At 67.6% G+C, this 12,182-nt stretch carries 12 protein-coding genes and 1 pseudogene; 10 read left to right on the plus strand and 3 right to left on the minus strand.

Going from position 1 to position 12,182, the window contains the following annotated elements; translation table 11 throughout:
- The first annotated feature begins 92 nt into the window (after positions 1-92).
- From ASG12_RS14455 to ASG12_RS21310, 10 genes and pseudogenes are all read left to right on the plus strand, one after another.
- Complete coding sequence (locus ASG12_RS14455; protein WP_055790675.1) at positions 93-1,220, plus strand: TIGR03364 family FAD-dependent oxidoreductase; 1,128 nt, start codon at positions 93-95, stop codon at positions 1,218-1,220.
- 35 nt (positions 1,221-1,255) lie between these two features.
- Positions 1,256-1,948, plus strand: coding sequence for a phosphonatase-like hydrolase (locus ASG12_RS14460; RefSeq protein ID WP_268810449.1), 693 nt, complete (start codon positions 1,256-1,258; stop codon positions 1,946-1,948).
- 33 nt (positions 1,949-1,981) lie between these two features.
- A pseudogene (locus ASG12_RS14465) lies at positions 1,982-3,037 on the plus strand (2-aminoethylphosphonate ABC transporter substrate-binding protein).
- Positions 3,038-3,072: 35 nt separating this feature from the next.
- Positions 3,073-4,224, plus strand: a complete 1,152-nt coding sequence (locus ASG12_RS14470; protein WP_055791055.1) for an ABC transporter ATP-binding protein — start codon at positions 3,073-3,075, stop codon at positions 4,222-4,224.
- Positions 4,221-5,141 carry a 2-aminoethylphosphonate ABC transporter permease subunit gene (locus ASG12_RS14475; RefSeq protein WP_055790678.1) on the plus strand — a complete coding sequence of 307 codons (921 nt, stop codon included), beginning with the start codon at positions 4,221-4,223 and terminating at the stop codon, positions 5,139-5,141. The genes ASG12_RS14470 and ASG12_RS14475 overlap by 4 nt, the downstream gene beginning before the upstream one ends.
- The gene (locus ASG12_RS14480; protein WP_055790681.1) at positions 5,119-5,916 is read left to right on the plus strand and encodes an ABC transporter permease; all 798 of its coding nucleotides are present in this window, start codon (positions 5,119-5,121) and stop codon (positions 5,914-5,916) included. The genes ASG12_RS14475 and ASG12_RS14480 overlap by 23 nt, the downstream gene beginning before the upstream one ends.
- A gap of 20 nt (positions 5,917-5,936) precedes the next feature.
- The gene (locus tag ASG12_RS14485) at positions 5,937-6,551 is read left to right on the plus strand and encodes a Type 1 glutamine amidotransferase-like domain-containing protein (protein ID WP_055790684.1); all 615 of its coding nucleotides are present in this window, start codon (positions 5,937-5,939) and stop codon (positions 6,549-6,551) included.
- Positions 6,552-6,608: 57 nt separating this feature from the next.
- Positions 6,609-7,805, plus strand: a complete 1,197-nt coding sequence (locus ASG12_RS21750; RefSeq protein ID WP_156378105.1) for a hypothetical protein — start codon at positions 6,609-6,611, stop codon at positions 7,803-7,805.
- A complete protein-coding gene (locus tag ASG12_RS21905; protein ID WP_055790689.1) occupies positions 7,798-8,115 on the plus strand; it encodes a hypothetical protein in 318 nt (105 codons plus the stop codon). Before ASG12_RS21750 ends, ASG12_RS21905 begins: the two co-directional genes overlap by 8 nt.
- Entirely contained in the window at positions 8,112-8,687 is a 576-nt protein-coding gene (locus ASG12_RS21310; protein ID WP_162243429.1) for a DUF3558 family protein, read from the plus strand. The genes ASG12_RS21905 and ASG12_RS21310 overlap by 4 nt, the downstream gene beginning before the upstream one ends.
- Positions 8,688-8,701: 14 nt before the next feature.
- On the opposite strand, the gene ASG12_RS14500 is transcribed toward ASG12_RS21310, so the two are convergent.
- The 3 genes from ASG12_RS14500 to ASG12_RS14510 all read right to left on the minus strand — a co-directional run.
- Positions 8,702-10,090, minus strand: a complete 1,389-nt coding sequence (locus ASG12_RS14500) for an ankyrin repeat domain-containing protein (protein ID WP_055790692.1) — start codon at positions 10,088-10,090, stop codon at positions 8,702-8,704.
- Positions 10,091-10,248: 158 nt separating this feature from the next.
- Positions 10,249-11,049 (minus strand): alpha/beta fold hydrolase, encoded by an 801-nt coding sequence (locus ASG12_RS14505; RefSeq protein ID WP_055790695.1) that lies wholly within the window; start codon positions 11,047-11,049, stop codon positions 10,249-10,251.
- A gap of 43 nt (positions 11,050-11,092) precedes the next feature.
- On the minus strand, positions 11,093-12,182 hold a 1,090-nt coding region (locus tag ASG12_RS14510; protein ID WP_156378106.1), incomplete at its 5' end, for a DUF222 domain-containing protein.

Here is a 12,182-nt window from a genome sequence, read left to right on the forward strand (position 1 = left end):
CGAGCCTAGCGTATTGGTCTATACCAATTGTTAACCCAGCGTTATCGCCGCGGTCATTGATTGGTCTAGACCAATAATGCAGGCTGGCACCCATGAGAATCGTCATCGTCGGCGGAGGCATCCTCGGCACCTCCCACGCCCGCTCGGCCGTGCTACGCGGCCACCATGTGATCCACCTCGAGCGTGAGCCGGAGGCCCGCGGTGCGACCGTCCGCAACTTCGGCCTGGTCTGGGTGTCCGGGCGTTCCGCGGGAGAACTGGCCGTCGCCAACCGATCTCGCGACCTGTGGGAGGAGATCGGCCGCTCGGTCCCCGGCGTGGGTTTCCGTCCAGCCGGATCGATGACGCTGCTGCGCACCGCGGACGAGGTCGCCGTCGCCGAGGATGTCGTCGCCCGGGCCGACGCCGCCGACCGCGGGTTCCGGCTCCTCGATCCCGACGAGGTGATCGCCGTCAACCCCGCGCTGCGCGGCAAGTACCTCGCCGGGTTGCACTGCACCCGTGACGGAGCCGTCGAATCGCGCGTCGCGCTCCCGGCGATCCGAGATGCGCTGAGCGCCACCGGCCGCTACGAGTTCCATCCGGGGTGTGAGGCGCGCGAGGTGACGTCGTCATCGGACGGGGTGAGCGTGCGTGACGACGCCGGCCGGGTCCACCGCGGGGACGCCGTCGTGCTCTGCGCCGGCGCAGCGCACGGCGGGTTGGTGCGCGAGGTGGCGGGCGACCTGCCAGTGCGTCGCGTGCGACTGCAGATGATGCAGACCGCCCCGCTCGACGAACCCCTGACCACCGCCATCGCCGACGGCGACAGCTTCCGCTACTACCCCGCCTTCGCCGGCGACACCCTCGACGAACTGCGAACACGCCAGCCGCAGCCCGAGGTCGCCGCCGAACACCGCATGCAGCTGCTGTGCGTCCAACGCCTGCACGGCGGACTCACCATCGGCGACACCCACCACTACGACGAGCCCTTCGACTTCGACGTCGCCGAGGCGCCCTACGACCACCTCCGCGGCGTCGTCGAGGAATTGCTGGGGCGCGATCTCCCGCCGATCGTCCGGCGCTGGGCCGGCGTCTATTCGCAATGCACCGATCCCGACGAGATCGTCTGTCGCCGTGAGGTGTCGCCCGGCATCTGGGTCGTCACCGGACCAGGCGGCCGCGGCATGACCCTCGGCCCGGCCATCGGCGAGGACACCGCCGACACCATGGCGCTCTAGACAATCCGTCACCTCTGACCACGAAAGGGACACCCTTGTCCTCCACCACGCCCCCACCCATCGCACTCGCCGTGCTCGACATGGCCGGGACCACCGTCGAAGACGGTGGACTCGTCCTGGCGGCGTTCGACGTCGCCGCGACCGCCATCGGCATACCCGCCGACGGCCCCGAGCGCGACCACGCGCGGCAGTACGTCGTCGACACCATGGGCCAGTCCAAGATCACCGTCTTCCGCGCCCTCACCGGCGACGACGAGGAGCGTGCCCAGCTCGGCAATCGCGCCTTCGAGGCGGCCTACGACGACCTGATCGGCACGGGCGACATCCGACCGATCGAGGGGGCCGAGAAGGCCATCGCCACACTGCGCGAAGCGGGCGTGAAGGTGGCTCTCACAACCGGTTTCAGCCGTGCGACCCAACACCGGCTGCTCGACGTGCTCGGGTGGGCCGATGTCGCCGACCTGACTCTGTCCCCCGAGGAGGTGGGCCGGGGACGGCCCTACCCCGACCTCGTCCTGCACGCGGTCCTCGACCTCGAGATCGATGACGTCCGCGCCGTCGCCGTGCTCGGCGACACCTCCAGCGACATCCTCAGCGGCCTCCGGGCCGGTGCGCGCATCGTCGCCGGAACGCTCACCGGCGCCCACGACCGACAGCAACTCGACGACGCCGGTGCGACCCACGTCGTCGACTCCGTCTCCGACCTCACCCATCTCGTCCTGCCCTGATCACCCGTCACACCACACCGCAAAGGACTTCCCATGTTCACTCCATCCCGCCGACACCGTCTCCGACACGTCGCCGTCGCGATCTCCTCCACCGCCCTGGTTCTGGTCACCGCCACCGCCTGCGGCGGGACGGGGACGGCCACATCGGGCTCCGACACCGTCACCGTCTACAGCGCCGACGGCCTCGGCGACTGGTACAAGACGGAGTTCGCAAAGTTCACCGCCCAGACGAAGATCTCGGTGAACTACGTCGAGGCCGGCTCGGGCGAGGTGGTCTCCCGCGTCCAGAAGGAGCGCTAGAACCCACAGGCCGACCTCGTGGTGACCCTGCCCCCGTTCATCCAGAAGGCCGACGAGTCAGGCCTGCTCGCCGATTCCGGCGTCGACACCTCGGCCGTCGCTGCCGACAACAAGGACGCGGGCGGCAAGTACGTCTCCATCGTCGACAACTACCTGTCGTTCATCCGGAGCCCGCGGGCGACGCCCGCCCCCACCACCTTCGACGATCTGCTCGATCCGCGCTTCGCGAGCAAGATCCAGTACTCGACCCCCGGCCAGGCCGGCGACGGCACCGCCGTCCTGCTGTTGCTGCAGCACCTGCGCGGACAGCAGGGTGGTCTGGACTACCTGAAACGCCTGCAGGCCAACAACGTCGGGCCGTCGAGCTCCACCGGCAAGCTGCAGCCCAAGGTGAGCAACGGTGAGATCATGGTCGCCAACGGCGATGTGCAGATGAACCTCACGTCCATCCGCGACGACAAATCGGCCTTCGAGGTGTTCTTCCCATCCGACGCGAACGGGACGCGCACGACGGTGTCACTGCCGTATGTCGCCGGTGTGGCGACGGGCGCACCGCACTCCGAGAACGCCAAGAAGCTTCTCGAGTTCCTGCTGTCGGCCGATGTCCAGAAGACCGTCGGGCCCGACGCACTCGGCGTGTCGGTGCGCTCCGACGTCCCCGCCGACACCTCCGCGAACTCACCCGCGCGGGCCATCGCCGGGGTGACCGTCTGGCGACCGGACTGGAACTCGGTGCTCTCCGGTCTCGACGCGAACATCGCCGCGTACCAGAAGGCAACGGGGAGTTGATGATGTCCGACCCCCGAGTGTCGGTGACGCGGCGGATGCGCGGTTCGGTGTCCTCGACACCGACACCTCCCACCTCGACGACGCCGGCGATCACCTTCGACCGTGTCACCGTGACCTATGGCCGCGGTCGATCCGCCTCGGAGGCGTTGTCGGACTTCAGTCTCCGGGTCGCACCGGGTGAGACGGTGGCCCTGCTCGGTCCGAGCGGGTCGGGCAAGTCGACCGCCCTCAAGGCTCTCGCCGGTTTCGTGCACCCCTCCTCGGGTCGGGTCCGGCTCGGCGACCGCGACATCACCGATCTCCCACCGGCCCGACGCGGGATCGGTGTGGTCGTCCAGTCCTACGCACTGTTCCCGCACCTGCGTGTCCGCGACAACGTCGCGTTCGGGCTCCGCGCCCACCGTGTGGCCCGGTCGGAGATCGGTGACCGGGTGACCGATGCGCTGTCGATGGTGAGCATGTCGGCGTTCGCCGATCGGTTGCCGCGGGAGCTGTCCGGTGGCCAACAACAGCGGGTGGCGATCGCCCGCGCGCTGGCGATCCGTCCCGGTGTGTTGTTGCTCGACGAACCGCTGGCCGCACTCGATGCCGCTCTACGACAGTCGATGCTGACCGAGCTGCAGCAGCTTCGGGCGGCACTGCCGGACACCGCGATGCTCTACGTCACCCACGACCAGAGCGAGGCGCTCGCGCTGGCCGACCGCGTGGCGGTGATGCGCGACGCACGCCTGGTCGACGTCGATACGGCCGACACCCTCTGGACGCGTCCGCCGTCGACGTTCACCGCCGCCTTCCTCGGTGGCGCGAACCTGATCCCCTGCACCGTCGGTCGGGTCTCGGGGACGACCGCGCTGGTCGCGGTCGGCGATCGGATGCTCAGCGTGACCGCACCACCGACCGGTGTCGGTGCGCCGGGCTGGGCGCCCGGCGCCACCGCGATGGTGTGTATCCGACCGCACGAGGTCGCGGTCGCCTCGGCGCCGGGACACGGATCGATCCGTGCACGGGTCACCTCCACCGTGTGGCAGGGGTCGACCACCCGGGTGACGCTGGCGGTCGACGGCCTCCCGGACGTGCTGCTCGACGCGGACCTCCCCGGACGCACCGAGCACGACATCGACTCGGCCGTGTGGGTGACCATCGCGCCCGGCACCGGGGTGTTGGTGTCGACGAACGGCGCGCCATGACAGCCGATCTGGCCGAACGCCCGGTCGAGGAGTCGACACCGGAACCCAACCCGGTGATCGGTCGCAGCGCGGCGGCGTGGTGGACGATCGGTCCGCTGGTGATCGTCGCCGTCGTGGCGGTGTATCCCCTGATCCGTGTACTGGTCAACTCCACCGCGGGACACGGTGCAAGTTCGTGGTCGGGGGTGCTGTCGTCGGAGCTGTTCCGGAACTCTCTGCTCACCACGGCGCGGATCGCGGTCTACGCGACGCTCGGGTGTCTCGTGCTCGGCACCTTCATCGCGGTGGTCCTCGCCTTCGTGCCGTTCCCCGGTTCACGGGTGGTGGGGCGTCTCATCGACACCGTGCTGACGTTGCCGTCGTTCCTCATCACCCTGGCCTTCACGTTCCTCTACGGCAGCGCGGGCATCGTCAACGCGGCCTTGTTCGAGATCATCGGCTCCCGCCCGGTGAACTTCCTGACCACCGAACTCGGTGTCATCGTGGCCGAGATCACCTTCTTCACCCCGTTCGTCGTGCGACCGCTGCTCGCCGCGTTCGCGATGGTCCCGCGCGACCAACTCGACGTGGCAGCCAGTCTCGGCGCATCGCCCTGGCGTGTGCTGCGTACGGTCGTGATGCCCGAGGCCTGGCCCGCACTGACCGCAGGCGGAGGCCTGGTGTTGCTCCTCACGCTCAACGAGTTCGGGATCGTGCTGTTCACCGGGGCCAAGGACGTCACGACCCTGCCGGTCCTCATCTACACCCGCGGGATCGTCACGTTCGACCTCCCCGGCGCCGCGGTGATCGCCACCGTGCAGATCGCGTTGTCGATCTGCCTCTATCTGCTCTACCGGCAGGCCTTCTCACGCCTGAGCTCGCGGCGCGGCGCGCCCCACCGAAAGGACGACGGCGATGCTGTTCTGGACCCGACGTAGTCGCGCCGCGGTATGGGTACTGTTCGGCGTCGTCGTGGCGATCGTCTTCGTCGCGCCGATCGCCACCGTGGTGCTGGCGGCCTTCTCGGGGTCGTGGAATGGTCCGCTACCCACCGATCTCGGGCTGGCGCGGTTCGGCGACGCGCTCTCCGGTGACGATCTCGCCAGCCTGTCGGTGAGCCTGCAGACCGCGGTGATCGCCGGTGCACTGGCGTTGATCGTCGGGACCTGGGCCGCACTGGCCGCGCGGTCGGCACCGTCGTGGCTGCGCCGCGTCACCGACGCGGCGTTCCACATCCCGATCGCCGTCCCGTCGGTGGCGATCGGTCTGGGACTGTTGATCTCGTTCAACTCGCGGCCGCTGCTGCTCGGGGGGACGAAGTGGATCGTCATCGTCGCCCACATGGTGTTGGTGCTGGCGTTCGCGTTCAGTTCGGTGTCGGCGGCCGCGGAACGTCTCGACCCCGCACTGCGTCAGGCCGCGGAGTCACTCGGCGCCGGCCCTGCGCGCGTGCTGTTCGGTGTCGAGTTGCCGCTGCTGTTGCCGGCACTGGGCGCGGCCGCCGGCCTGGCCATCGCGCTGTCCATGGGTGAGTTGGGGGCCACCATCATGGTCTATCCGCCCACCTGGAAGACACTTCCGGTCAGCATCTTCGGGCTGTCGGATCGCGGGCAGGCCCTCTCTGCGGCCGTGTTGACCACCACGCTGCTGGCGGTGACCCTGGTGGTGCTCGCCGCTGTGAGCAGAGTGCGCACACGGGCATCTCTGCGCTGACGGTCGCTACATTCGTCGACATGCGACTGTTCCTGACGTGCCTCGGTGTCGATGGACACGACGACCTGCTGGTGTCGGTGACGGGACGCGGCGCGACGATCGGGGTGGTGCTCAACGCCATCGACGACCGGCCCTCCGATCGTGCGCTCGCCGGGGAGATCGAACACGGCGAGATGACGCGACTGGGTCTGCGGCCGGTCGAGATCGATCTACGCGAACCTGCAGACGTCGCGCGTCTGGCCACGGTCGACGCAATCTGGGTGCGCGGCGGCAACACGTTCGCACTCCGATCGGCGATGGCCGCGCACGGCGCGGACACCGTGATCGCGCGACGCATCGGCGACGGCTCGCTCGGGTACGCGGGGTACAGCGCGGGTGCCGCCGTGCTCGCCCCCGACATCACGGTCGTCGCCGCGGTGGACGACCCGTCGGTGGTCGCGGCCCCGATCATGAGCGGGCTCGGCGTGCTCGACCGACCGCTGATCCCCCACGTCGACGGGACGTATGCCGAGGGCGCCGCCTGTACCGAGCTGAGCCGGCGACTCAGCTCCGAGGGTGTCTCGCACCATGCGCTGCGCGACGGCGAAGCCCTGGTGACCCTCGGCGGCCATCTGCGACGGGTCGCAGGTCGTTAGCAGCGCTCGCTACGATATATTCGCAATTCCGTACGGGATCGGACAGATGGAGGGGCCGTGGTCACGAAATTCTCTGTGGAACCCGCAGCGTTGACCGGACTGGGATTGCTGTTCACCGACCTGGGTGCGGGGGGAGCAAAGACCTCACGGTATGTCCGGAGATTCTCCGAGCCGAAAGCCGCGGATTTCAGCGGACTCATACTTCCGCAGCTCGTCGACCCCCTGAACACACTTCGAAATTCGACCGCGGACCGCTGGCAAGTGATTGGTACCGATCTCTCGACCACCGGAACTCATCTGACCAGTGCGGCTTGGGATTATCTGGCTCAAGACCAGCGCAATGGAGCGCAGATCGCCAACGCGGGCGGCGGAAAGTCGTCGGGAGGGACCGCAGCTCCGTCACAACCGGTGTCGATTGGCGTCGCCACCGAGCTGAGTTTGAGTCCGCCACCCAACCAAGAAGTTGACACCCGCTCGATTGCCGAAGCCGCTGCCGATTGGCTTGCGGACTGCAACGACGCGATCAAGTCACTGACCGGATGGGATCCTGTCGGACAGGTGCTCCACGAGGTTGCCGGAAACTGGATGGCACTGAAAACGATTGGTGCCGCCTACGACTCCGGAGCGAATGCGCTCGACACGGTTGGCAGAGATGCCGCACGAGGTACCGGCGCAGTGGATCCGCATTGGGACGGCCACGCATCCGCCACCTTCAACGAGTACTCGTCGCAGCTGACGCGAGGAATCGAGTGGGAGAGCAGCGTCGGCCGTTTGATCAATCGCGGCTTGATCATGGTCGCCGACGATCTGAACAAGGCTGCGATCCTGGCCGTCGACATCCTGGTGAAAGGGCTGTCGAAGATCGTCAAGGTCGACAGCTTCGTCGGACTTCTCAAGATGGCCGCGCGCTTCGTTCCTTATGCGGGTCAGGCGGCAACGGCCGGGCAGATCATCCAGTTGATCAAAGAGGTACACGACCAAGTGATGCCGCTCATCGGCGAGATCAAGCGTGGCGTCGAGGCTTTCATGGCATTCCTCAAGGTGGTCCAGGACCCGATGGGCGCGGCTCAGGACAAAGCCCAGCAGTCGGTCGATGACAAGCTTGCGCCGTACCGCGAGAAGCTCGAGAAGGGCAAGCAGGCGGGACAAGATCTCAGCGACGTCGCGACTGCGGTTCAGATAGATCGAGTGACCGGCCAACCGAAGGTCGCGTGGGACGTGGGCGACCGCGGAAAGATGCGCGACGATGAGTGAGTTCCGGTTCGCGGAGGACGCGTTGGCTGCCGCCGAGCGCCGGCTCGACGACGACATGGCTCGGCTCCGACAAGCGACCATTCGCGCTTCTCAGATCACGTTCGAGCCGGTTGATCTCACTCAGAGTGACAAGCAATCCGGCGGCGAGACACGGGATCGGGAGTTCCAGAATCGGCTCTCAGATTTGATGAACGAGTGGCACGAGGACAATGGTTGGGCAGCGGTCATGCCAGACGAGGTCCGAACGGAGTTCGTCGAGCGGGTCCGTGCCAGCATCACAGAAGACATAGCAAAGGGGCGGTTGCAGTGAGAATTGTTCGTTTCGCACAGGTCGGCACACTTGCGCTGACGATAACCGCAGTCGCGGCATGTGGAAGCGGCAACGGTTCGCCGACAAAAGTCACGGCCGGACCGTCAACGCCTGTCGCCGCACCAGCAGCACCGCTCAAACCCACTGCGGTCACCGGTGATCAACTGTGCGCCATGCTCGGCTCCAACGAGTTGGCCACACTCGTCTACGGGAAATCTAGCGCCAAACCGACGCCAGAAACCGCGAAAGGACTCGCTGGCTGCCGTTGGCCGGTTTCCGGCGTCGGTAAGGATTTCTCGATCTTCATCGATAAGGACACCGGGGGATCGAAACGCGAGGATTTCGGTGAATTCGCTGAAGTGAAGTTGGGGGTGAAGGGGCAGGCCCTCTACCGAACAACAACCGGTTCATCGATTTGCGACGCCGCTGTGTACGGCCCGCAGGTACCGGCGACCTACTACCTGAGCGTGAAATACGAAACCAACAAATCTCAGCTCAAAGGACAGGACCCCTGCGCGCCAACCCTGACCGCCGTCGGGACAGTGCTCACCAAACTCGGATGGGCCGCCTAGTCCGACCGAGTTAATCAGGCCCCGAACAAGTCGACGAGGTCGTCGTGGCCGAGGTGGCGTGCCCACTGCGCCGGCGTCGCGTCGAAGCGGGCGTCGCGGATCGCGGGAGCGGCACCGAGTTCGAGGAGACGCGCGCACATGGTGGCGTCGTCGCGTTCGACGGCGGTGTGCAGGGCGGTCTGCCACGGCTGATCGACCTCGACATCCGAACGGCCCATCGCGTCGATGTCGAATCCGTTGTCGATCAACAACTCCACCGCGGCAACCCGCCCGTGGGCCGCGGCCCACACCATCAGGGCCGGGCGGGCGTCACGTACGGCCGACACCACCTCGGTGGGCGTGGCGGTGACCGCGGCGGCATCTCCGGCCAGCACCGCTGCGACGAACGACTCCTCCGGTGACAGCGTCGGCATCGCGGCACCCAGTGCGGCGAGGCGGTGGGCGAGCGCAGCGTGACCGTGTCCGACCGCCACATCGATGGGGAGTCGGCCGTCGGGAAGCGGCGCACCGACGTCGATGCCGTGGGAGGCGAGCAGGTCGACCCGGTCGCGTTGATCGTGGGTGACCGCCCACGCGAGCAGTCCGCCCACGATGTCGGCGGGTGCCGGCAGCACGTCGGGAAGTGCTGCGCGCCAGGGACCTCCGTCGCCACGCCCGAGGCCGTGGTCGAGCAGAAGTGTGTACACGGTGTCGTCGGTGTCGAACATGCGGTTGTAGACGGCCTGGCCGTCGTTGGCCTCGGCCCCCGCCTCGAGCAGCAGACGCACGAGGTCGAGGACGTGTGGATGCGGCGGCTGGTCTCGCTCTCCCCCACCGCACACCCCGGTGAGGATCGTGAACGGGGTGGCCAGACCTGCGAAGAATCGCCCGTCGTTCACATCCGCTCCGGCCTCGATCAACAGCCGTGCGGCGGCCAGGCAGTCGTCGAGGTCGGTGTCGAGGCGACCGTAGGCGAGGTACATCAGGGGCGTCCAACCAAACGGGCCCACCGGTTCACGTGCCGCTGAGGTGTTGTCTGTCAGCATCTCTCGCAACGCAGCCAGATCGGCGGTGACCGCCGCGGTCGCCGTGTTCGCCCGGCTCAGGCTCGGCTGCGCAGCGAGAAGCTCCTCTGCGCGGACGGCGTTCTGTGACTCGTCGCGCTGATAGGTGAGACACGCGAGGTCGAGGAGCGCATGCGCGGCGGAGTCTGTGCTGCGGTCTGCGAGAGTCCATCGACGACTGGTGATGGCCTGCACGTGCCGCACGAGGCGTGGCCAACTGGCGAAGCCGTATTCGCGGGCCAGGTCGCGCTGCGCGGTGGTCAGCGGATACCCCGGGTCGTCGTGGCGCACCGCGCGTTGCAGTTCGCGTGCGCGCGTGCGCAGTTGATCGAGATCGGGGTTGTCGGGAAGGTGTGCCACGGCAGGCTCCTCTCGTTGCCTGCGGTCCGCGGGACAGGCCGAAAGGAGGTGGGTGGTCGATACTCCGGTGACGCCTACCGAGTGGGCTCAGCCCTGTCCGCGGACCCGGAGGCGCCTCGGCGAGCGCCTGGGATCGATGATAACCGGTCCGCGACCGGTTATCGAGGGCTCGCGGCGGGTTCGCTGCCGGCGAGCAGGATCGACGCGATCAACTCCGGATTGTCCGACATGGGAACGTGTCCCACGCCGGGCACCGAGATGATGCGCGCGTGTGGAAAGTGTGTGGCCACGTTGTGGCGGTCGCGGTGCGGGAGGATCAGGTCGCGCGTCCCCCACGCGACGGTGACCGGCACCAGCGGTGAGGTGACCGGCGGCAGCTCGAACGGTGCATCCACACCGCCGGCGAGCGTCGTGTTGGTGAGCAGCGAGCCGACGTCGATCACCGCGTTCTCGTAGGAGATGCGGCTGGGGTGGGCGAAGAACGGCGCCAACGACGGGTAGCGAACCAACTTGCTGCGGAACGCCTTCGGCGCCTGGTCCCCCATCGCGCCGGCGGCCGCACGCAACGCACGGAACTTGGCCAACCCGCGCGCCTGGGCCGCCGGGGTCTTCCAGAACCCGGCCGGCGACAGCGCGGTCGCCGAGGCGACGTCTCCGCGCGCGGCCAACGCCATGGCGAGGAAGCCGCCGAGTGAGTTCCCGGCGATGTGCACCGGCTCGTCGGGCCCGCCGACCTCGGTGACGAAGTCGGAGAGTCCTTCGATGAACGCAGCCAGCCGCTCGGCTCCGAATACATCGACGTCGTCGGATTCGCCGTGACCGGGCAGGTCGACGGTCACCACCCGCCGGTATGGCGTCAGCAGGTCGAGCACCGGATCCCAGGCCTGCCTGCGATGGACCACGCCGTGGACCAGGACCAATGTGGGGCCGTCACCGGCCACGTCGTGTCGCAGACTCATGCGCAGAAGAGTAGACGCACGGCTGTGCGCCACCTGCCGCACGTCAGAACGGTGGTGGCCTGTCGTCCTCGGCGTCGCGTGCGGCTTGCTCTTCCGCCTCTCGGGTGCGTCGGTTGTGTTCTCGTTCTAGCTGTCGGCGGGCGTGTTTGTCTGCCAGGCGTGGTCGGCGTCTGGTCGGTGCGGGTTCTGCTGTTGGGTTGGCCAGTGGTGGTGCGTTCTGTGGTGCGGTGAATTGGATGTCTTTGAGGGCGGGGAACAGGTCGGTGCCGTCGAATGCGGGCCCGTCGACGGTGAGGCCTTCGGGGGTGATGATCACCGATTGGATGCGTCCGTCGCGGCCGATGGTCTGGTCGTCGAGGAACGCGGTGTGGGTTTTGAGGTTGTGGTGCAGCCGGCATTTCGACCCGGTGTTGCCCGGGCACGTCTGCCCGCCATGGGCGGGATGGTCGTGGTCGTACTCGTGGATGTGGTCGATGTCGCACACCCAGGCGGCGCGTTCACATCCGGCGACGTCGCAGTACAACGACCGCGCCCGGACCACGGTGTCCAACGCGGTCGACGGCCGATACGGATTCCCCGGGGTGTGTGGTGCGAGCGGATCATCGGAGTGTCCGATCGGGGCGATCTGTACGCCGGGTTCGGTGAGGAGGTCGTCGAGGTGGGCTGGGGAGATCACCCCGTACCCATCGAGAAAACACGGTGTCTCCCCGTCCCCGGCGACGGTCTCCAGATCACAGATGACATGCAGGGTCATGTGTGTCCCGGCGCCGGGTAGATCCCGCACTGCAGGCGCTTCGGGGTCGGGAACCGTAGGGGCATCGCACGACTCATCGCCGCCGCACTGGCATTCCCACGCCACCCCCATGACGAGACAGAAATGCGCATCCGACTTCCTCGCCGCCAACGACCGACCGTCCTTGTCGCAGACCGCGCGGGCCAAAGCGTCAACCCGTCGGGATATCTGGATGGCCTTCTCAGCGGTGGACGTGGCCTCCACCCGCGCCATGCCGTCCTCGAGACGTTCGGTCCAGAACCCCCGTGCATCGACCGCCGCCTTGCGGCGAGCCCGCACGGCATCAGGGTCGACGCGGTAGACGCTGCGGTCGACCATGTCCCGGATCCGCGACGCCGAC

The sequence above is a fragment of the Williamsia sp. Leaf354 genome, from assembly GCF_001424365.1.
In the GTDB taxonomy this organism is placed as follows: Bacteria; Actinomycetota; Actinomycetes; order Mycobacteriales; family Mycobacteriaceae; genus Williamsia_A.

What these genes read in the sequence shown, in the direction of transcription:
- ASG12_RS14455 (WP_055790675.1), top strand. Translation starts at nt 93, where the DNA reads ATGAGAATCGTCATCGTCGGCGGAGGCATCCTCGGCACCTCCCACGCC.
- ASG12_RS14470 (WP_055791055.1), top strand. Translation starts at nt 3,073, where the DNA reads ATGCGCGGTTCGGTGTCCTCGACACCGACACCTCCCACCTCGACGACG.
- ASG12_RS14475 (WP_055790678.1), top strand. Translation starts at nt 4,221, where the DNA reads ATGACAGCCGATCTGGCCGAACGCCCGGTCGAGGAGTCGACACCGGAA.
- ASG12_RS14480 (WP_055790681.1), top strand. Translation starts at nt 5,119, where the DNA reads ATGCTGTTCTGGACCCGACGTAGTCGCGCCGCGGTATGGGTACTGTTC.
- ASG12_RS14485 (WP_055790684.1), top strand. Translation starts at nt 5,937, where the DNA reads ATGCGACTGTTCCTGACGTGCCTCGGTGTCGATGGACACGACGACCTG.
- ASG12_RS21905 (WP_055790689.1), top strand. Translation starts at nt 7,798, where the DNA reads ATGAGTGAGTTCCGGTTCGCGGAGGACGCGTTGGCTGCCGCCGAGCGC.
- ASG12_RS14505 (WP_055790695.1), bottom strand. Translation starts at nt 11,049, where the DNA reads ATGAGTCTGCGACACGACGTGGCCGGTGACGGCCCCACATTGGTCCTG.